The following is a 19,386-nucleotide window of genomic DNA, read 5'->3' as shown; positions in this document are numbered from 1 at the left end:
GTACCCGGGCTTATGCAGCGGTGAACGTGGTCGGCTTTCCTCCTTCGTCTACACGCGCAACGGCAACTCCCATGCGCCGCACGTCTCCGATCAGCGAACGAGCAGCGATGTTACTGACGCTGAGCTTGGCAACGATTGCTTCGATCGTCGTGCCTCCCTCGGCCTTGAGCATCTCAAGCACGGTGCCTTTCTTGGTGGGACCTGCTTCCTTCTTGGCGGCGGCAGGCTTGTTGGCGGCAGGCTTCTTGGTCTTAGTGGTGGTCTTCTTCGTGGTCTTATCAGTCATGTGCGGTTGCTCCTTTGCTGTGCATCTATAGGTTGTTAACTAAGACACTTGGCGAAGAGATGCAACCTGAAGTAGATAACATTTGACCGCAGGAGCAAAGGTCATTCTTGGGACGTTCGGGCGGAAATGAGGCTTTGAATTTAAAGTAGCTTTAAATTCAACTATCTAATCGCACAGCGGCCGGAGCCGCCGGGCTGTGCGGGGCGGAAGTGAAAGAATTATACGGGCAGTATAATTCTTTCCGTCGCTCGCGCTTCGGCCAATACCGCCGCGTACAGCCGCGAACCGCTTCCGGCCCGAGTGCTAGTTCGGAGCGTAACGATCGGCCCATACAATTGATTACGAAGTTCTTTGGTATCCATGTCGCGGTCTAGGCAGCGATGCCGCAGGCAGACTTCAACGCGTCAGTGACCGCCTGTTGCGACTGTCGCAGATTGCCAAGCGAGGCGTGGTTGTAGCGATTGTGGACATCACCCTTGAGGCTGGCGTGGTTTACCAGCAATCGCGCATGATGGGACGGGATGGTGGCGTAGTTCTCTGAGATCGTTACGTAGGTGTGGCGTAGCACATGAGGCGTCCAACGCAGCGGGTGGCGCTTCAACTCGTCGCCATGCAAGAGAGGAACGGCTGCATATCCCGTTTCTGTGTGCCCGGGGAACACATATTCGCTGTCGCCGAAGTGCACGCGGGTAACGTTGCAGGCTCGTCTCCTTTCCAAAATCTCGATCAGGTAATCGGATAATGGTAGCGTGAAGGGCTTGGTCTTGGTGACCGGGAAATGAACCGTCGCATCTTTCAAATCCACCTGCTTCCATTTGAGCGAACGACACTCTTCGGAGCGTGTTCCGGTAAAGAGTAGAAACAGAAAGAGGTCCCGTCTGATCGGATTATCCGTTTGCATCACGGCTTGGTACCATTTCGGAAGCAATTCGTACGGGATGATGGGAGCCTGCCCATCCAGCAGGCGAGGGCCTTCGAAATGAAAATCCACATTTGCGGTCGGTGCTTCGGGGAGGCTGGGGTATTGACGCCTTGACCTGTTCCATATGGCTCGAAGAATCTTCATAGCCATGTTGGCGGCAAATGAACCGTTTTCCTTTGTGAGCTTCACATGCCTCTCGTGGGCCTTGGTTCGCGTGATCGATACAAGCGGCTTGTCCATCCAGTCGTTCAACCAATACCGAAGAGATTCCTCGTACTGGCTGATCGTCCTCGGCGCTCTGTTTTTCGCTTGTAGGTAAGATCGGTAGAGTTCCCACGCCTCTTTGAGCGTCATCCCGTCTGCGGTCGCTTGTCGCCGTTCCGCCGTGAGGTCAATTCCTCGACCCCTCATATCGCCTAGCATCGCGCTCGCCCGGGTGCGTGCTTGGACGACTGTCAGATCCCCATACCGGCCGACGGTCGCTCGGCGTGAGCTCCCATGGATCGAGCATTCGACCACAAACGTTTTCGTCCGTTTTCCGACTAGCAGGCCGAAGCCGCGTAGATTGGCGTCCCAGAACAATTGTTGGCCGGATGGCGGGTGGGGAATGGCATCGATTGCAGTTTTGGTTAGCGGAATCCTAGGCATTGGCGAGACCCATTTGGTGGGAATAGGGCGCCTAATAGGTTTCGTCCCTAGTAGGCAGTAGCTATTTGCCTAGGACAGGTTTCCTCGCCGTACAAGCTATGCCGTTGATTTGATTGGCTTATTAAAAGACAATAGTACTCGGTAAAACATCGGGAGTTTTACGTTTCGTTAGGCTTAATAGACGATAAATGTCCGAATGCCGATAGCTCGGGTTTGGAACGGGCGTTCGGCTGGTTTGTGTAGCCAGTTCCCGTTGACGCCCATACTGCCCCATGATATCCCATAAACTCAATCAAGACTTCGTTCCAGTTTCGGGTGAAGCGTTCGCCAAACCGGCAGCCGCGGCGGCTTCCGGGGGCGAAAGCCTTGGCTGCTGCTGCGAAGAAAAGGTCTGGAATGGGCGGCGCCTCGGCGCGTGGGAAATGATGGAAAGGGGCGCGGCGGCGGCTGTATCGAGTGATGGACCGGTTTCTGTCAAATGCAGTGAACAGGATAGACGCCAAGGGGCGGGTTTCCGTGCCGGCGCATTTCCGTTCCGTGGTGCAGAAGCGCGGTTACTCGGAACTCTATGCCCTGCGGGCACTGGACATCCCGGCGCTGGATGTCGGCGGGCTCGATCTGCTCGACCGGTACGAGGAGCGGATCGCGCGGGAAGATCCCTTCCTGCAGGCGGCGGACGACATGTCGTTCTTCATCCATGGCGACGGAGCGTTCCTGAAACTCGACCAGGACGGCCGCATCACGGTCAACGACTTCATCCGCGAGCATACGGGGATTTCGACGGATGTGGCGTTCGTCGGGCGCGGCAATTTTTTCCAGATATGGGAGCCGGAGCGGTTGAAGGCCTATGGCGCCGAGGCGCGGGCGCGGTTGCTCAAGCTTCGCCAGGCGGCCGCGTCGCGGATCGCCGGAGAAACGGGATGATGACGGGTCACGGCGAAGATCTTCACGCCGATGGCGGACCGGCCCGCCACATCCCGGTTCTCCTCGACGAGGTGCTGGCGGCGCTGGCGCCGCTCGACGGCCAGACGATCGTCGACGGCACTTTTGGCGCTGGCGGTTATACGAAGGCGCTGCTTGCCGACGGCGCTACGGTCGTCGCGATCGATCGCGACCCGGATGCCGTTGCCGCGGGGCGGGAGCTCGAAGCGCAGTCGCAAGGGAGGCTGCGCCTTGTCTACGGCCCGTTCTCGCGGCTGGACGAGCATGTGGAGAGCGCCGACGGCGTGGTTCTCGATATCGGCGTGTCGTCGATGCAGCTTGACCAGGCCGAGCGTGGTTTCTCGTTCCGCGCAGACGGCCCCCTCGACATGCGCATGGCGCAGGCCGGGATGAGTGCGGCCGACGTCGTCAACCGTTTCAAGGCGGGCGATCTCGCCCGTATCTTTGGCTTTCTTGGCGAGGAACGTCATGCCGGCCGCATCGCGCGGATGATCGAGAAGCGTGCGGCGGAGCGGCCGTTCGCCCGAACGCGCGATCTTGCCGAGGCGATCGAAACGCTGGTTGGCCGCAATCCCAAGGACAAGATCCACCCGGCAACGCGCGTCTTCCAGGCGCTGCGGATTTTCGTCAACGACGAGCTTGGGGAACTGGCGCGTGCGCTGTTCGCCGCCGAACGGGCGCTGAAGCCCGGCGGAAGGCTGGTCGTGGTGACTTTCCATTCGCTCGAAGACCGCATCGTGAAGCGCTTCTTCGCCGACCGTTCCGGAACTGGCGGCGGATCGAGGCACATGCCGGAAGTCGCCATCCAGCCGGCGACGTTCGAAAAGGCGAGCAAGGCGCAGCCTGCCTCGGACGAGGAAGCGGCGCGAAACCCGCGCGCGCGCTCGGCAAAACTGCGAAGCGGCGTGCGCACGGAAGCAGACGCGCGTGCGGCCGACCACTCGATCTTCGGATTCCCGAAACTGCCGGACGTCCAGTCGCCGGGGGAAAGGTAACAACGTGTTTCGTACCAGCGATATCGTCCTGATTGCCGTGATGGTTTCGGCCGCAGCCTTTACCTACAAGACCAAGCACGAAGCCGAGACCCGTCGTGACGAGGTCCGCAAGATCGAGGCGCAGATCAAGCTCGAGGAAGACACGATAACGCTTTTGCGGGCGGATTGGAGCCTGCTGACGCAGCCATCGCGGCTACAGAAGCTGGCCGAGACCTATCGCAACGAACTCGCGCTGCAGCCTGTCGAAGCGAACCAGATCGTCGGGCTCGATCAGTTGCCGGTGCGTCCGGTCGAAATCCAGGACCTCTCCAACCAGCGGCTCGGCGGCATGGCCGACAGCGGGCAGGACCCGACAGTTACGGGAGGGATCGTGCAATGATCGGCAGGTGGCGCAAGAAGAAGGCCGAGCGCGACAGTTCGATCGTTGTCGAGGGCGCCCGCAAAGCGACCGGAGGAAGGGCGAAGAACCGCGTCCTGATGACGATGGCGGCGTTCTTCGGCATCTATTCGATCATCGGCGGCCGGCTGGTCTATCTCGGCATGCAGAATCCCGACGATTCCGGTGGTCCGGCAAGCCGCGTGACGGCATCGCGGCCCGACATTGTCGACCGCAATGGCGAGGTGCTGGCGACCGACATCAAGACCGCCTCGCTGTTTGCCGAACCGCGCCGCATTGTCGATGCAGACGAGGCGCTGGAGAAGATATCGTCGGTATTGCCCGATCTCGACTATGAGCAGACCTACAACAAGCTGAAGAGCGGCACTGGTTTCGTCTGGCTGAAACGCCAGCTGTCGCCAAAGCAGCAGAACGACATCATGCAGCTCGGCATCCCGGGCATCGGTTTCCGCACCGAGAAGCGGCGCTTCTATCCGGGCGGGCCGACGGCTTCGCAGATTCTGGGTCTCGTCAACATCGACAACCAGGGCATTGCCGGCATCGAGAAATACATCGATAGCCAGGGCCTGGCTGATCTGCAGGCCTCGGGCCTGGCCACCGAGCGGGACCTGCAGCCGGTAAAGCTGTCGATCGATCTGCGAGTCCAGCACATCGTGCGCGACGAGATCAGCGCGGCCCTTACCCGTTATCACGCTATCGCAGCGGGCGCCGTGGTGCTCAACGTCAAGACCGGCGAAGTACTGGCCATGGCGTCGGTGCCGGATTTCGATCCGAACAATCCCTACAACGCGCAGGACAAAGACCGCCTTAACCGGATGACCGGTGGCCTCTACGAAATGGGTTCGACCATCAAGAGCTTCACGACCGCGATGGCGCTCGATTCAGGCAAGGTGACCTTGGACAGCAAGTTCGACGCCAGCCGGCCGATCACCATAGGGCGCCAGACTATCCGCGACTTCCACGGCAAGGGCCGTGTGCTGACGGTGCCGGAGGTATTCATCTATTCGTCGAATATCGGCTCGGCGCGCGAGGCGGATGTCGTCGGTGTCGAGGGGCATCGTGAGTTTCTGAAGCGCCTGGGCTTGCTCGACCGCATGTCGACGGAACTGCCGGAGGTCGCCAGGCCGACCGAGCCGAAGGTCTGGAAAAAGGTGCACTCGATCACCGCCGCATTCGGCCACGGGTTCTCTACAACACCGATGCAGACCGCGGTGGGCGCGGCCGCCTTGATGAATGGCGGCTACCTGATGAGCCCGACGTTCCTGCCAAGGACGGCCGAAGAGGCGTTGGCCGGCGCGACCAAGGTGGTGGAGAACAAGACGTCGGCGGATATGCGGTATCTCTACCTGCTGAACGCGACAGCCCCTGGCGGCTCCGGCAAGCGGGCGACCGTGCCGGGCTATAGGGTCGGGGGCAAGACCGGTACCGCTGAAAAAGTCGTCAATGGCCGCTATTCTTCAACGGTTCGCTTCAATGCCTTCGTCGCATCGTTTCCGATGGACGATCCACAATATATCGTGCTGTCGATCGTCGACGAACCGAAGCCAGAGAAACCCGGATTGCCGGCAACGGCGGGTATGAATGCTGCGCCGATTGTTGCCAATATTATTCGCCGTTCGGCCTCTCTGCTTGGCGTGAAGCCTGAATTCAGTCAAGAAAATGAGGCAACGCTCGTTTCCTATCAGTGATTCTCAAGCGTTCCGGGGACAACAAAAGGAACGCTACTGCGCTAAATGACTGGAATTAAATGAAACTCAGTGACTTTTCCGGGATCCTGCCTGTCGACGGGGCGCAACTCGGCGGCATCGCTGTTTCCGGAATTTCCTCGGATTCGCGGAAAACCGAGGCGGGTGCGCTCTTTTTTGCTCTGCCCGGAAGCAAAATCGACGGTGCTGTTTTTGCAGCCGACGCCATCAAGCGCGGCGCCGCCGCGATTGTCGCTGCAAGAGGAGCCGTTGCCGGCAATTTGCCCGTTCCGCTGATCGAGATCGAAGACCCGCGCCGGGCTCTGGCGCTCGCGGCGGCGCGCTTCTTCGTCAACCAGCCCGAAACCATGGTCGCGGTGACCGGCACCAGCGGCAAGACGTCGGTTGCCTCCTTCGTGCGGCAGATCTGGGAGCAGGCGGGTTTCGCCGCCGCCAGCATCGGAACCACCGGGGTCATCGCGCCGGGCCGCAACGAATACGGTTCACTGACAACGCCCGACCCAGTTGCCCTGCATGGCCTGCTGGCCGACTTGGCCAAATCGGGCGTCACCCATGCCGCGATGGAGGCATCCAGCCACGGTCTCGACCAGCGTCGGCTCGACGGCGTGAGGCTAGCGGCGGGCGCCTTCACCAATCTCGGCCGCGATCACATGGATTACCATCCGACGGTCGAGCACTATCATCATTCGAAGCTGCGCCTGTTCGACATGCTTCTCGCCAAAGGTGCGCCTGCGATTGTTTTCGCGGACGATGCATGGTCGGAGCCGACCGTCGAGGCTGCCAAGGCAGCTGGATTGAATGTGCTGACCGTTGGCCGGCACGGCTCTTTCCTGCAATTGAAGCGCGTCGAGCATGAACGCTTCCGGCAGCGCGCCGAAATCATCGCCGATGGCATCATCCACGAGATCGACCTGCCGCTCGCCGGCGATTTCCAGATTTATAACGCGCTCGTCGCAGCAGGCCTCGCCATTGCCACAGGCACGCCTGCGGCAACCGCACTCAGGGCGCTGGAAAAGTTGAAGGGTGCATCCGGGCGGCTGGAACTGGTCGGCACAACGGCCAATGGAGCTCCGGTCTATGTCGACTATGCGCACAAGCCCGACGCGCTTGAAAACGTGCTCGCCTCGGTGCGTCCCTTCACCACCGGTCGCGTCGTCGTGGTGTTCGGCTGCGGCGGTGATCGCGACCGCGGCAAACGGCCTATCATGGGCGAGATCGCTACCCGGCTGGCCGATATCGCAATCGTCACCGACGACAATCCTCGCTCGGAAGTGCCGGCCGAAATTAGGGCCGCGATCATGGCGGCTGCACCGGGCGCCATCGAAATCGGCGACCGCCGCACGGCGATCCATCACGCGGTGTCGATGTTGCAGCCGGGCGATACGCTGATTGTGGCCGGCAAGGGCCATGAGGAAGGCCAGACAATCGGAGCCGAGACATTCCCGTTCTCGGATCATGACGAGGTGCGCAATGCGCTCAAGGAGCGTGCCGCATGAATCTATTGTGGACGTTCAACGATCTTGTCGAGGCCACTGGCGGCCGCCCCTTCGGACAGACCGTTGCCGGCGTTTCGGGAATTTCCATAGACAGCCGCACGCTGCGTCCCGGCGATGCTTTCTTCGCGATCAGGGGCGATCAGTTCGACGGCCATGATTTCGCGACCGCCGCGATCAAGGCAGGGGCGGCCCTGCTGGTCGTCGCGGAAGGCAAGCTGCCAGCGCTGGGCCGGCTGACGGTGCCGATGATCGTCGTGCCGGACGTTCTGGCGGCGCTCGAAAAGGCGGGCGCCGCGGCACGGGCGCGGACCCGGGCCAAGATCATCGCGGTGACCGGTTCGGCCGGCAAGACCAGCACGAAGGAGGCGCTGCGGCACGTGCTTTCGGCGGTCGGCAAGGTGCACGCCGCGGACAAATCATTCAACAATCACTGGGGAGTGCCGCTGACTTTGGCGCGTACCCCGGAAGACTGCGACTATGCCGTGTTCGAGATCGGCATGAACCACCCCGGCGAAATCCGCCCGCTGGCCAAGCTGGTGCGGCCGCACATAGCCATCATCACCGTGATCGCCGAGGCGCATCTCGGCTTTTTCAAGAACATGGACGAGATCGCCCGGGCAAAAGCCGAGATCTTCGAAGGTATAGAGCCGGGCGGCTATGCGATCCTCAACCGAGACGATCCGCGTTCCAAGCTGCTGGGCAAGCTGGCGCGCGACGCCGGCGTCGCGCATGTCGTCGGCTTCGGCGAGAATCCGCGCGCCCATTTCCGGCTGCTCGCCTGCACCTTGCATGGCGACAACTCCGCTATCGTCGCCAAGATCGGCGGCAACGAGATCAGCGCCAGGATCGGCGCTCCAGGCCGCCACGTCGTGCAGAACACGCTTGCGGTGCTGGGTGCGGCTTACATCGCGGGCGCCAATCTCGACAAGGTCACGCCGGCACTTGCCACGTTGACGGCAGAGCGGGGCCGCGGCAAGCGCCACTTGCTGCCGCACCCGGAAGGCGTCATCGCGCTTATCGATGAAAGCTATAACGCCAACCCGACCTCGATGCGCGCGGCGCTCGAACTTCTGGGCGCCACGCCCATCAACGGATCGGGCCGGCGCATCGCCGTTCTCGGCGACATGCTGGAACTCGGCGAACATTCGGCCGAGTTTCACGCCGGGCTGGCGGAAGTCGTCATTCGCACCGGAACCGACATGATTTTTCTGGCCGGGCCGGAAATGTCGGCGCTTGCCGACGCGCTGCCGGCTGGCTTTCCGGTGGAACACCGCGCAACGACCGAGGAACTTTCCGGTCTGCTGACTGATGCGGTGCGGCCGGGCGACGCCATCATGATCAAATCGTCCATGCGCATGGGTTTTTCACGGCTCGTCGACGCACTCGTCAATCATTTTCCGGCGCAAGCCAGAACGAAGCGCGTCTGACCGCGCCAGGGGACCCATCGCATGCTCATGCTGCTCGTTGATTTCGCCGACGAACTCTCGGTGTTCAACGTTTTCCGCTACATCACCTTCCGCACCGGCGGCGCTTTGATAACCTCGGCGCTGATCGTCTTTCTGTTCGGACCGATGATCATCGACTCCCTGCGGATCAGGCAGGGGCGCGGCCAGCCGATCCGGGCCGACGGCCCGCAGACGCACTTCAAGAAAGCCGGCACCCCGACAATGGGCGGACTGATGATGCTGTGCGGCATCATCGGCGCGACGCTTCTTTGGGCAAACCTGTCGAGCGTCTATGTCTGGGTCCTGATGCTGGTGACCTTGAGCTTCGGCGCGATCGGCTTCTATGACGACTACCTCAAGGTGACGAAGCAATCGCATCTGGGCGTTTCCGGCAAGGCGCGGCTTGCTCTCGAGTTCCTCGTCGCGGCTATCGCCTCCTGGATCATCATGCACAATGGCCAGGCACCGTTCTCGTCCTCGCTGACGTTTCCTTTCATCAAGGACTTTCTGCTCAATCTGGGCTGGTTCTTCGTGCCCTTCGCAGCCTTCGTCATCGTGGGGGCTGGCAATGCGGTGAATCTTACCGACGGCCTCGACGGCCTCGCCATCGTTCCGATCATGGTCGCCGCGGCCTCCTTCGGCGTCATCGCATATCTCTCCGGTAACGCGGTCTTTGCCGAATATCTGCAGATCCATTTCGTACCCGGCACGGGCGAATTGTCCGTGGTGCTGGGCGCCGTGATCGGCGCCGGCCTCGGCTTCCTCTGGTTCAATGCGCCGCCGGCGGCGATCTTCATGGGTGATACCGGCTCATTGGCGCTCGGTGGTCTCATCGGCGCGGTCGCTGTGGCGACCAAGCACGAGATCGTCATGGCGATCATCGGCGGCCTGTTCGTCGTCGAAGCGCTTTCGGTCATCATCCAGGTGGGCGTGTTCAAGATGACCGGGCGGCGCGTGTTTCTCATGGCGCCGATCCACCACCATTTCGAAAAACTGGGCTGGACCGAAAGTCAGGTGGTGATCCGCTTCTGGATCATCGCGGTGATCCTGGCGCTGATCGGCCTTTCCAGCCTGAAGCTGCGCTGAGGAGCGTTGATGATCCCGGCACAGACATTCGCCAACAAGAAAGTAGCGCTTTTCGGCCTAGGCGGTTCGGGGCGGGCGACGGCGCTCGCCTTGAAGGAAGGCGGCGCCGAGGTTCTGGCTTGGGACGACAATCCCGACAGCATCACAAAGGCTGCCGAAAGCGGCATTCCGGTGGGCGACCTGCGGGCCGCGGACTGGAGCGGGTTTGCTTCGTTCGTGCTGTCGCCCGGCGTGCCGTTGACGCATCCGAAACCGCACTGGACCGTCGAACTGGCGCGCGGCGCCGGCGTCGAGATCATCGGCGACATCGAGCTTTTCGCGCGCGAGCGCACGGCGCGCGCGCCGGACGCGCCGTTCGTCGCCATCACTGGCACCAACGGCAAGTCGACCACCACGGCGCTGACCTCGCATGTGCTGGCCGACGCCGGCCGCGACACCCAGATGGGCGGCAATATCGGCCGCGCCGTGATGACGCTCGATCCGCCGCGGGCGGATAAGCACTATGTGGTGGAGTGCTCGTCCTACCAGATTGAGCTTGCCCCGTCGGTCAATCCGAGCGCCGGCATCCTGCTCAACCTGACGCCCGATCATCTCGACCGCCATGGCACCATCCAGCACTATGCCTCCATCAAGGAACGCCTGGTGGCTGGCAGCGAGACGGCAATCATCGGCGTCGACGATGTGTTCTGCGTGCAGATCGCCGACCGCCTGGAACGGGCGGGCAAGGAAGTGGTCCGCATCTCGAAGCGGTTGCCGCTGACCGACGGGCTGTTCGCCGACGGCGCCAACCTGATGCAGGCCGAGAATGGTCGCTTCAGCCGTATCGCGACGCTCGAGGACATCGGCTCGCTGCGCGGCCAGCACAATGCGCAGAACGCGCTCGCGGCAATCGCCGCCTGCATGAAAGTCGGCTTGAGCCCGCGCGAGATACAGTCGGGCCTCGACAGCTTTCCAGGGCTCGCGCACCGGATGGAGCAGGTCGGCCACAAGGACCATGTGCTCTTCGTCAACGATTCCAAGGCGACCAACGCAGATGCGGCAGCACCCGCGCTGTCGAGTTTCGGTCGCATCTACTGGATCGCCGGCGGTCTGGCCAAGGAAGGCGGCATCGAGCCGCTGCGGAGCTTCTTCCCACGCATCGCCAAGGCCTATCTGATCGGTGAGGCGGCTCCCGCCTTTTCTGCGACGCTCGGTGAAACGGTTCCTTACGAAATCTCGGGCACGCTGGATGCGGCGGTGGAACACGCAGCGGCCGACGCGGCGCGCGATGGAAGCGGCGAGGCGGTGGTTCTGCTGTCGCCGGCGTGCGCGAGTTTCGACCAGTTCAAGAATTTCGAGGTGCGCGGCGATGCCTTCCGCACTGCGGTGAATGCGATCAAGGGCATGCAGGCGATCGGAGGAATACGCTGATGGTGAGCCGGGTTGATACGAGTCCTGTTGCCAACTGGTGGTGGACGATCGACCGCTGGTTCCTGGCCGCGTTCCTGTCGCTGATGGGGCTGGGTATCGTGCTGTCGTTTGCTGCCAGCCCGGCGGTCGCCGAACGCATCGGCCTCGACAGTTTCCATTTCGCGACGCGCCAGATCGTCTACACAGTCCCGGCGCTGATCGCCATGCTGTCGGTATCGTTCCTTGACCAGCGGCAGATCAGGCGAATGGCGCTGGTGATCCTGTGCATCTCGCTAGTGCTGATGGTTGCCGCGCTTTATGTCGGCGTCGAGGTCAAGGGAGCGCGGCGCTGGGTGTCGATGGCGGGTCTGTCGATCCAGCCCTCGGAGTTCCTGAAGCCGGCGTTCGTCATTGTATGCGCCTGGCTGTTTGCCGAACATGCCCGCCAGCCTGACATTCCGGGCAACCTGTTCGCCATGATCCTGCTTGGCCTGGTGGTGGCGCTGCTGGTCGCGCAGCCCGACCTTGGCCAGACTATGCTGGTGCTCGGCACCTGGGGCGTCATGTTCTTCATGGCCGGCATGCCGTGGCTGTGGATCATGGTGCTCGGCGCGCTCGGCGCCGGCGGCGCGGTCGCGGCCTATACGATCTTTCCGCACGTCGCCGGGCGCATCGACCGCTTCATGACCGGCGAGGGCGATACGTTCCAGGTCGACATGGGCCGCGAGGCGGTGGTCAATGGCGGCTGGTTCGGCGTCGGCCCGGGTGAGGGTACCGTGAAGCGGGTGATCCCCGACAGCCATGCGGACTTCGTCTTCGCCGTCGCCGGCGAGGAGTTCGGCATCGTTCTGTGCTTCGCCATCATGCTCCTGTTCGCCTTCATTGTGCTTCGCGGACTGAACATTGCGCTGAAGGAGCAGGACGATTTCACCCGCTACAGCGTCGCCGGCCTGGTCATCGTTTTCGGCTTCCAGTCGATCATCAACATGGGCGTGAACCTGCAGCTGATGCCCGCCAAGGGCATGACGCTGCCATTCATCTCCTACGGCGGCTCGTCGTTGATCGCCATCGCCATATCGATGGGCATGGTGCTGGCGCTGACGCGAAAGCGGCCGGAAAAGCGCAAGCAGCCGGGCGTCATGAATTTCGCCCGGCGAACGGTCGCCGCCGAATAAGATGGCTGATCGAACGATCCTGCTTGCCGCCGGCGGTACCGGCGGCCACTTGTTTCCTGCCGAGGCGCTGGCGCACGAACTGATTGCGCGTGGCTGGAACGTGCAGCTTGCCACCGACAGCCGCGCCGAACGTTTCGCCGTGAATTTCCCGGGTGCGAAGGTGCATCCGATTTCGGCCGCGACCATCGGCTCACGCAACCCGTTCGCGCTGCTCAAATCGTTCTGGACGATCTGGAAGGGTGTTCGCGAAGCATCCGTCGTGATCGGCAGGGAGAAGCCCGCCGCCGTTGTCGGCTTCGGTGGCTACCCGACGCTGCCGCCGCTGTTCGCAGCGACGAGGCGCAGCGTGCCGTCGCTGATCCACGAGCAGAACGCGGTGATGGGACGCGCCAATAAGGCGCTCGCCAACCGGGTGATTGCAATCGCCGGCGGGTTCCTCAGCGAAAAGACTGGCCGATATCAGGCAAAAACCGTGGTCACCGGCAATCCGGTGCGCCCGGCGGTGATCGAGGCGGCGAAGCGGCCGTTTGCTGCACCCTCGAGTGGCGAGCCGTTCCGACTGCTGGTGTTTGGCGGCAGCCAGGGTGCACAGTTCTTTTCCGATGCGATACCGCAGGCGGTCGCCACTTTGCCGGAAGCTGAACGGGTTCGGCTGAAGGTCACGCAGCAGGCGCGCTCCGACGATGAAGAGAAGGTGCGCGCGGCTTATGAAGCGCTCGGCGTCGAGGCGGAAGTATCGCCGTTTTTTAGCGACATGGCGGATCGCATAGCGGCAGCCCATCTTGTCATTTCGCGCTCGGGCGCTTCCACTGTCTCGGAGATCGCGGTGATCGGCCGGCCGGCGTTGCTGGTGCCCTATCCGCATGCGCTGGATCACGATCAGGCCGCGAACGCCGCAAAACTGGCGGAAGCCGGCGGTGCGGAACTGCATGCGCAGCCGACGCTGTCGCCTGCGCGGTTGACGGAACTGATCGGTGGCCTGATGAACGATCCGAAACGGCTGGCCAGCATGGCCGCCGCCGCAAGGTCGGCCGGCAAACCCGACGCCACGCGGTTGCTCGCGGACCTCACAGAGGCTATTGCGTCGGGCCAATCGGTGGCGGAATTCAAGAAGGGACAGCGCGCATGAAGATGCCGCAGACGATCGGCCTGGTGCATTTCATCGGTATCGGTGGCATCGGCATGAGCGGCATTGCCGAAGTGCTGCACAATCTCGGCTACCGGGTGCAGGGCTCCGACCAGGCAGACGGCGCCAATGTGCAGCGCCTGCGCGACAAGGGCATCGCATGCTTTGTCGGGCACAAGGCCGAAAACCTCGGTGATGCCGAAGTCGTCGTCGTCTCGACCGCGATCAAGAAAGGCAATCCGGAGCTGATGGCCGCGCGCGAGAAGCTTCTGCCGATCGTGCGGCGCGCCGAGATGCTGGCCGAATTGATGCGCTTCCGTCAGGCGGTCGCCATCGGCGGAACGCATGGCAAGACCACCACCACCTCGATGGTGGCGACGCTGCTGGAAGCCGGCGGGCTTGACCCGACGGTGATCAACGGCGGCATCATCAACGCCTATGGCACCAACGCGCGCATGGGCGAGGGCGAGTGGATGGTGGTGGAAGCCGACGAAAGCGACGGCACCTTCCTCAAACTGCCGGCCGATATTGCCGTGGTGACCAACATCGATCCCGAACATCTCGACCATTATGGCAGCTTCGAGAAGGTGCGCGAGGCGTTCCGGCAGTTCGTCGAGAATGTGCCGTTCTACGGTTTCGGCGTCATGTGTACCGATCATCCGGAAGTGCAGGCGCTGGTGTCGCGCATCGAGGACCGCCGTGTCATCACCTATGGCGAGAATGCGCAGGCGGACGTGCGGTTCGCCAGGCACCGTGTCGACGGCGCAAGCTCGCTGTTCGACGTGCTGATCCGCGACCGCAAGACCGGCAAGGAAACGACGATCAGCGATCTTCGCCTGCCGATGCCCGGCCGCCACAACGTCTCCAACGCAACGGCGGCAATCGCGGTCGCGCATGAGCTAGGGCTTTCTAACGAGGCGATCAAGAAAGGCCTTGGAGCGTTCGGCGGCGTCAAGCGACGCTTCACCCACACGGGTTCATGGAATGGCGTCGAGATATTCGACGATTACGGCCATCATCCCGTCGAGATCAAGGCCGTGCTCAAGGCCGCGCGCGACTCGACCACGGGACGCGTCATCGCCATCGCGCAGCCGCACCGCTTCACCCGCCTGCATGACCTGTTCGACGATTTTTCCGCCTGCTTCAACGACGCCGACACCGTGATGGTGACGCCGGTCTATTCAGCCGGCGAAGAGCCGATCGAAGGCGCGAATTCGCAAGCCCTGGCGGCGCGCATCCGGGCCGGCGGCCACCGCGACGCGCGTTACATCGAGGGTCAGCAGGCGATCGCTCCGGCGGTGCGCGAGCTCGCCAGGGCCGGCGACTTCGTTGTGTTTCTCGGCGCCGGCAACATCACCCAATGGGCATATGCTCTGCCGAAGGAGCTTGCCGAGGAAGCAGCATGATCCGCGGCGAAGCCCTGCTTGCGAGACTCGGCGACCGGCTTGGCGGATTGCGCGGGCGCATCACGCCCGGCGCCGAAATGGAAAAGATCACCTGGTTCCGCGCCGGCGGTGCCGCCGAGGCGCTGTTCCAGCCAGCCGACGAGGAAGACCTTGCGGCATTTCTGAAAGCCGTGCCGGAAGATGTCCCGCTGACGGTCGTCGGTATCGGTTCCAATCTTCTGGTGCGCGAGGGTGGCATCCCCGGCTTCGTTATTCGTCTGTCGGCAAAAGGCTTCGGCGAGGCCGAGGCGATCTCCGAGATACAGATACGCGCCGGCGCCGCGACGCCCGACAAACGGATTGCCGCCGTGGCGCTGGAGGCGGGCATTGGCGGCTTCCATTTCTATCACGGCATTCCGGGTGGTATCGGCGGCGCATTGAGGATGAATGCGGGCGCCAACGGTGTCGAAACCCGCGAGCGTGTTGTCGAAGTTCGGGCGCTGGATCGGCAGGGCAATGTTCACACACTTTCCAACGCCGACATGGGATATGCCTACAGGCATTCGTCGGCGCGGGCCGAGTTGATCTTCACGTCGGCCCTGTTCGAAGGCTATCCGGAAGACAAGGCGGCGATCAAGGCGGCGATGGACGCGGTGCAGCACCATCGCGAAACCGTGCAGCCGATCCGCGAAAAGACGGGCGGGTCGACCTTCAAGAATCCGCTGGGCACATCTGCCTGGAAGGAGATCGACAAGGCCGGCTGCCGCGGCCTGATGATCGGCGGCGCGCAGATGTCGCCGATGCACTGCAATTTCATGATAAACACCGGCACTGCGACCGGCTACGATCTCGAATATCTTGGCGAGACAGTGCGGGCACGTGTGCTGGAAAATTCCGGCATCCGGCTGCATTGGGAGATCAAGCGGATCGGCAATTTCAAGCCGGGCCACGAGGTGCAGGAATTCCTCGGGCAACTGCTCTGAACAGAAAAACGGAAAAAACAAAAAAAGTGATTCAACCTGAATCGTCAGGACTTGTCAGGGAATCAACTCTCTGATTCTTTGAGGTCAGTTGTTTCCTGATTTGAGTCGTTAAGACGCGTCTGCGGCATTCGGTCCGGTGGTCAGTCTGCCGCCGGAATGGTCGAACTCAACTCGTGGGGAATCAGGTACTTGAGCCCTGTTCGGAGGGGATGACAGGGAATGCATAAGAAGCACGTGGCCGTTTTGTTGGGAGGATTTTCGTCCGAGCGGCCAGTGTCACTTTCTTCGGGGAATGCCTGTGCCAATGCGCTTGAACAGGAAGGTTACCAGGTCACCCGCGTCGATGTCGGTCGCGATGTCGGTCGGGTGCTCGCCGAGCTCAAGCCGGATGTTGCGTTCAACGCCCTGCATGGGCCTTTCGGAGAGGATGGCACGATCCAGGGCATCCTCGAGTATCTTGCCATTCCCTACACGCATTCGGGCGTACTCGCCTCGGCGCTCGCCATGAACAAGGAACAGGCGAAGCGGGTCGCGAAAGCTGTCGGCATTCCGGTCGCCGAGGCCAAGGTGGTGAACCGCTTCACCATCCGCAACGAGCATCCGATGAAGCCGCCCTATGTGGTGAAGCCCGTCAATGAGGGTTCAAGCTTCGGCGTGGTCATCGTCAAGGAGGATCAGTCGCACCCGCCACAAATCATTTCGTCGACGGAGTGGAGGTATGGCGAGGTCGTGATGGTGGAGCGCTTCATTCATGGGCGCGAATTGACCTGCGCCGTGATGGGCGATGTGGCGCTCGGAGTGTGTGAGATTATCCCTGTTGGCCATTCGTTCTACGATTACGATTCAAAATATGTTGCCGGCGGATCAAAACACGAATGCCCGGCAAAAGTTTCACCGAATATTTACCAAAAAATACAGACACTGGCGCTTAAGGCACATCAGGCAATCGGCTGCCGGGGCGTCTCCCGGTCTGACTTTCGCTACGACGATCGCTACTCCGAGAACGGGGAGCTCGTGTGGCTTGAAGTCAACACGCAACCGGGCATGACGCCGACGTCGCTAGTGCCGGAAATCGCTGCCGAGGCTGGGCACTCTTTCGGCGATCTATTGAGTTGGATGGTGGAGGACGCTTCGTGTTTGCGTTGAGGTCGGGGCAGGGCGGAAGAGCCGGAGCGACGAAAGGCGGTCTGCGTGGCCTGTCTTTTTCCGTCGACGGGTTCGTTTTGCCACGGCTGCTTCGGCGGCCGGCGCGGTTGCTGGCGCGCGCGCAGGACGGCGAGTTTACGCCGCCACCGTTCGCTGCGGCCATGCTGACGGCGGCCTTCCTCGGTTCGTTCAGCCTCTACGGCGCCTATGTTGGCGGCCATTTCCCGGCCATGATCCAGAGCATCACGGCGCGGACCGGTTTTGCGGTCGACCAGATCCGGGTCGCGGGCCACAAGGAAACGTCGGAAATCGATATTCTCGGCCAGCTCGAACTCGACGGCTGGACCTCGCTGATCGGCTTCGACGCCGAAAAGGCCAGGGAGCGCATTGCGCAACTGCCGTGGGTGGAATCGGCCGCAGTGCGCAAGGTCTATCCGGACGAGATCGAGGTGCGCATCGAGGAGCGCAAGCCCTTCGCAATCTGGCAGCACGGGCGCGAGCTCGCCATCGTCGAGGAGAACGGCAATGTGATCGCGCCATTCTCCGGCGCGCGCCACGCGATGTTGCCGCTGGTCATCGGTCTTGGCGCGCCCGAAAAGGCTGCCGCCTTCATCAACACGGTGAAGAATTATCCACAGCTTGCCTCGCGGGTGAAGGGCTATATCCGCATCGGTGAGCGCCGCTGGGATCTGCGCCTTGAAAACGGCGTGACAATAAAGCTGCCGGAACACGGCGAAGTCCAGGCGATAGAAGACATTCTGGCCATGGACAAGGATAGCGGTGTGCTGTCGCGCGACATCGCCGCGGTCGACATGCGGCTCAGCGACCGGCTGGTAATCCAGTTGACGCCGGAAGCCGCGCTTCGCCGCAACGCGGCGCTCAACGAAAAGCCGAAGTCCGGCAAGAAGGCGGAGCGCAGGATATGAGCTGGCTCGGCGGCAACGGAGATACCGCATCTCGCCGTACCGGCGTCGTCACCGTGCTCGACGTCGGTTCGAGCAAGGTCTGCTGCATCGTGGCGCGGCTAAAGCCGGCTGAGCCCAGCCAGCTGTTGCGTGGCCGCACCCACAAGGCCCAGGTGATCGGCATCGGCCACCAGAAGTCGCATGGCGTGAAGTCTGGCGTGGTCGTCGAACTCGATCGCGCCGAGCAGGCGATCCGGCTGGCGGTGGATGCCGCGGAACGCATGGCCGGACTGACCGTGGATTCGCTGATCGTCAATGTCAGCGCCGGGCGGCTGAAGAGCGAGAATTTTTCGGCGACCATCAATCTGGGCGGTCACGAGGCCGACGAGGCGGATATCAAGCGCGTGCTCGGCGCCGGCGCCAAGCAGGCTTTGAAGGTCGAGCGCGAAGTCGTGCATTCGCTGCCAACCGGCTATTCGCTCGATGCCGAGCGCGGCGTGCGCGATCCGCGCGGCATGGTGGGCGACACGCTCGGCGTCGACATGCATGTCCTGACCGGAGATGCGGCGCCGCTGCGCAATCTCGAACTCTGCATCAACCGCTCGCATCTTTCGGTCGAGCGCATGGTGGCGACGCCCTATGCCAGCGGGCTGGCGGCGCTTGTCGACGACGAACTCGAAATGGGTGCGGCCTGCATCGACATGGGCGGCGGCACCACGACGATCTCGGTGTTTGCCGACGGCAAGTTCGTGCATGCCGACGCGATGCCTATAGGCGGCAGCCATGTGACGCTGGATATGGCCAAGGGCCTGTCGACGCGCCTGGAAGACGCCGAGCGGCTGAAGGTGATGCATGGCTCGGCGCTGCCCGGCAGCGCGGATGACCGGGACGTTGTGTCGATCCAGCCGATCGGCAACGACGACGGCGAGGTGCCGGTTCAGGTGCCGCGCTCGGTGATGACGCGCATCATCCGCGCCCGCATCGAAGAGACATTGGAAATCCTGCGCGACCGGCTGAACCAGTCCGGCTACGGCAACGCGGTCGGAAAGCGGGTCGTTCTGACCGGTGGAGCCAGCCAGCTGGCCGGCCTGCCGGAAGCGGCGCGGCGTATCCTTGGCCGCAATGTGCGGATCGGGCGCCCGCTGGGCGTAGCCGGCCTGCCGGAAGCGGCGAAGGGCCCGGCCTTTGCGACATCGGTCGGACTGTTGATCTATCCGCAGGTTGCCGGCCTGGAGAATATTCAGACGCGTGGGGGAATGCGGCTGAAGATGACTGGCACCGGGGGCACGTTCCACCGGATGGGCCAGTGGTTGAGGGACAGTTTTTAGTATTCGAGTTTGACGGGGACAGCCCC

17 protein-coding genes and 1 pseudogene are annotated in these 19,386 nt (G+C 62.5%); 15 read left to right on the top strand and 3 right to left on the bottom strand.

What is annotated here, in order from left to right; genetic code table 11:
- Positions 1-10: 10 nt before the first annotated feature.
- The 3 genes and pseudogenes from F3H98_RS01965 to F3H98_RS32495 all read right to left on the bottom strand — a co-directional run.
- On the bottom strand, positions 11-286 hold the full coding sequence (locus F3H98_RS01965) for a hypothetical protein (protein WP_149757717.1): 276 nt from the start codon (positions 284-286) through the stop codon (positions 11-13).
- A gap of 370 nt (positions 287-656) precedes the next feature.
- On the bottom strand, positions 657-1,562 hold the full coding sequence (locus F3H98_RS01960) for a tyrosine-type recombinase/integrase (protein ID WP_244621564.1): 906 nt from the start codon (positions 1,560-1,562) through the stop codon (positions 657-659).
- A 24-nt stretch (positions 1,563-1,586) separates the two neighbouring features.
- A pseudogene (locus tag F3H98_RS32495) lies at positions 1,587-1,856 on the bottom strand (Arm DNA-binding domain-containing protein); the annotation flags it as partial.
- Between the two features lie 459 nt (positions 1,857-2,315).
- Between F3H98_RS32495 and mraZ the strand changes: the two are divergent.
- From mraZ to ftsA, 15 genes are all read left to right on the top strand, one after another.
- Positions 2,316-2,780, top strand: a complete 465-nt coding sequence (mraZ, locus tag F3H98_RS01955; protein WP_149757713.1) for a division/cell wall cluster transcriptional repressor MraZ — start codon at positions 2,316-2,318, stop codon at positions 2,778-2,780.
- Positions 2,777-3,793, top strand: coding sequence for a 16S rRNA (cytosine(1402)-N(4))-methyltransferase RsmH (gene rsmH / locus F3H98_RS01950; protein ID WP_149757710.1), 1,017 nt, complete (start codon positions 2,777-2,779; stop codon positions 3,791-3,793). Before mraZ ends, rsmH begins: the two co-directional genes overlap by 4 nt.
- A 4-nt stretch (positions 3,794-3,797) precedes the next feature.
- Entirely contained in the window at positions 3,798-4,172 is a 375-nt protein-coding gene (gene ftsL / locus F3H98_RS01945) for a cell division protein FtsL (RefSeq protein ID WP_149757708.1), read from the top strand.
- Positions 4,169-5,878, top strand: a complete 1,710-nt coding sequence (locus tag F3H98_RS01940; RefSeq protein WP_149757706.1) for a peptidoglycan D,D-transpeptidase FtsI family protein — start codon at positions 4,169-4,171, stop codon at positions 5,876-5,878. The genes ftsL and F3H98_RS01940 overlap by 4 nt, the downstream gene beginning before the upstream one ends.
- Positions 5,879-5,937: 59 nt before the next feature.
- Positions 5,938-7,392 (top strand): UDP-N-acetylmuramoyl-L-alanyl-D-glutamate--2,6-diaminopimelate ligase, encoded by a 1,455-nt coding sequence (locus F3H98_RS01935; RefSeq protein ID WP_149757704.1) that lies wholly within the window; start codon positions 5,938-5,940, stop codon positions 7,390-7,392.
- The gene (locus tag F3H98_RS01930) at positions 7,389-8,819 is read left to right on the top strand and encodes a UDP-N-acetylmuramoylalanyl-D-glutamyl-2,6-diaminopimelate--D-alanyl-D-alanine ligase (RefSeq protein WP_149757702.1); all 1,431 of its coding nucleotides are present in this window, start codon (positions 7,389-7,391) and stop codon (positions 8,817-8,819) included. The genes F3H98_RS01935 and F3H98_RS01930 overlap by 4 nt, the downstream gene beginning before the upstream one ends.
- Positions 8,820-8,840: 21 nt before the next feature.
- Positions 8,841-9,923, top strand: a complete 1,083-nt coding sequence (gene mraY / locus F3H98_RS01925) for a phospho-N-acetylmuramoyl-pentapeptide-transferase (RefSeq protein WP_149757700.1) — start codon at positions 8,841-8,843, stop codon at positions 9,921-9,923.
- A gap of 9 nt (positions 9,924-9,932) precedes the next feature.
- A complete protein-coding gene (gene murD, locus F3H98_RS01920; protein WP_149757698.1) occupies positions 9,933-11,333 on the top strand; it encodes a UDP-N-acetylmuramoyl-L-alanine--D-glutamate ligase in 1,401 nt (466 codons plus the stop codon).
- The gene (gene ftsW, locus F3H98_RS01915; protein ID WP_149757696.1) at positions 11,333-12,487 is read left to right on the top strand and encodes a putative lipid II flippase FtsW; all 1,155 of its coding nucleotides are present in this window, start codon (positions 11,333-11,335) and stop codon (positions 12,485-12,487) included. Before murD ends, ftsW begins: the two co-directional genes overlap by 1 nt.
- A gap of 1 nt (position 12,488) precedes the next feature.
- Complete coding sequence (murG, locus tag F3H98_RS01910; protein WP_149757694.1) at positions 12,489-13,616, top strand: undecaprenyldiphospho-muramoylpentapeptide beta-N-acetylglucosaminyltransferase; 1,128 nt, start codon at positions 12,489-12,491, stop codon at positions 13,614-13,616.
- Entirely contained in the window at positions 13,613-15,019 is a 1,407-nt protein-coding gene (murC, locus tag F3H98_RS01905) for a UDP-N-acetylmuramate--L-alanine ligase (protein ID WP_149757692.1), read from the top strand. The genes murG and murC overlap by 4 nt, the downstream gene beginning before the upstream one ends.
- On the top strand, positions 15,016-15,981 hold the full coding sequence (murB, locus tag F3H98_RS01900) for a UDP-N-acetylmuramate dehydrogenase (protein ID WP_149757690.1): 966 nt from the start codon (positions 15,016-15,018) through the stop codon (positions 15,979-15,981). The genes murC and murB overlap by 4 nt, the downstream gene beginning before the upstream one ends.
- Positions 15,982-16,200: 219 nt before the next feature.
- Positions 16,201-17,127 carry a D-alanine--D-alanine ligase gene (locus F3H98_RS01895; RefSeq protein WP_149757688.1) on the top strand — a complete coding sequence of 309 codons (927 nt, stop codon included), beginning with the start codon at positions 16,201-16,203 and terminating at the stop codon, positions 17,125-17,127.
- Complete coding sequence (locus F3H98_RS01890; protein ID WP_149757686.1) at positions 17,115-18,053, top strand: cell division protein FtsQ/DivIB; 939 nt, start codon at positions 17,115-17,117, stop codon at positions 18,051-18,053. Before F3H98_RS01895 ends, F3H98_RS01890 begins: the two co-directional genes overlap by 13 nt.
- Complete coding sequence (gene ftsA / locus F3H98_RS01885) at positions 18,050-19,360, top strand: cell division protein FtsA (RefSeq protein ID WP_149757684.1); 1,311 nt, start codon at positions 18,050-18,052, stop codon at positions 19,358-19,360. The genes F3H98_RS01890 and ftsA overlap by 4 nt, the downstream gene beginning before the upstream one ends.
- Positions 19,361-19,386 lie beyond the last annotated feature (26 nt).

Origin of the sequence: Neomesorhizobium albiziae (assembly GCF_900114255.1) — a bacterium.
GTDB classification, from domain to species: Bacteria; Pseudomonadota; Alphaproteobacteria; order Rhizobiales; family Rhizobiaceae; genus Neomesorhizobium; species Neomesorhizobium albiziae.
This window is presented reverse-complemented; position numbering and strand designations above follow the sequence as displayed.

What these genes read in the sequence shown, in the direction of transcription:
- F3H98_RS01965 (WP_149757717.1), bottom strand. Translation starts at nt 286, where the DNA reads ATGACTGATAAGACCACGAAGAAGACCACCACTAAGACCAAGAAGCCT.
- F3H98_RS01960 (WP_244621564.1), bottom strand. Translation starts at nt 1,562, where the DNA reads ATGACGCTCAAAGAGGCGTGGGAACTCTACCGATCTTACCTACAAGCG.
- mraZ (WP_149757713.1), top strand. Translation starts at nt 2,316, where the DNA reads ATGGACCGGTTTCTGTCAAATGCAGTGAACAGGATAGACGCCAAGGGG.
- rsmH (WP_149757710.1), top strand. Translation starts at nt 2,777, where the DNA reads ATGATGACGGGTCACGGCGAAGATCTTCACGCCGATGGCGGACCGGCC.
- F3H98_RS01940 (WP_149757706.1), top strand. Translation starts at nt 4,169, where the DNA reads ATGATCGGCAGGTGGCGCAAGAAGAAGGCCGAGCGCGACAGTTCGATC.
- F3H98_RS01935 (WP_149757704.1), top strand. Translation starts at nt 5,938, where the DNA reads ATGAAACTCAGTGACTTTTCCGGGATCCTGCCTGTCGACGGGGCGCAA.
- F3H98_RS01930 (WP_149757702.1), top strand. Translation starts at nt 7,389, where the DNA reads ATGAATCTATTGTGGACGTTCAACGATCTTGTCGAGGCCACTGGCGGC.
- mraY (WP_149757700.1), top strand. Translation starts at nt 8,841, where the DNA reads ATGCTCATGCTGCTCGTTGATTTCGCCGACGAACTCTCGGTGTTCAAC.
- murD (WP_149757698.1), top strand. Translation starts at nt 9,933, where the DNA reads ATGATCCCGGCACAGACATTCGCCAACAAGAAAGTAGCGCTTTTCGGC.
- ftsW (WP_149757696.1), top strand. Translation starts at nt 11,333, where the DNA reads ATGGTGAGCCGGGTTGATACGAGTCCTGTTGCCAACTGGTGGTGGACG.
- murG (WP_149757694.1), top strand. Translation starts at nt 12,489, where the DNA reads ATGGCTGATCGAACGATCCTGCTTGCCGCCGGCGGTACCGGCGGCCAC.
- murC (WP_149757692.1), top strand. Translation starts at nt 13,613, where the DNA reads ATGAAGATGCCGCAGACGATCGGCCTGGTGCATTTCATCGGTATCGGT.
- murB (WP_149757690.1), top strand. Translation starts at nt 15,016, where the DNA reads ATGATCCGCGGCGAAGCCCTGCTTGCGAGACTCGGCGACCGGCTTGGC.
- F3H98_RS01895 (WP_149757688.1), top strand. Translation starts at nt 16,201, where the DNA reads ATGCATAAGAAGCACGTGGCCGTTTTGTTGGGAGGATTTTCGTCCGAG.
- ftsA (WP_149757684.1), top strand. Translation starts at nt 18,050, where the DNA reads ATGAGCTGGCTCGGCGGCAACGGAGATACCGCATCTCGCCGTACCGGC.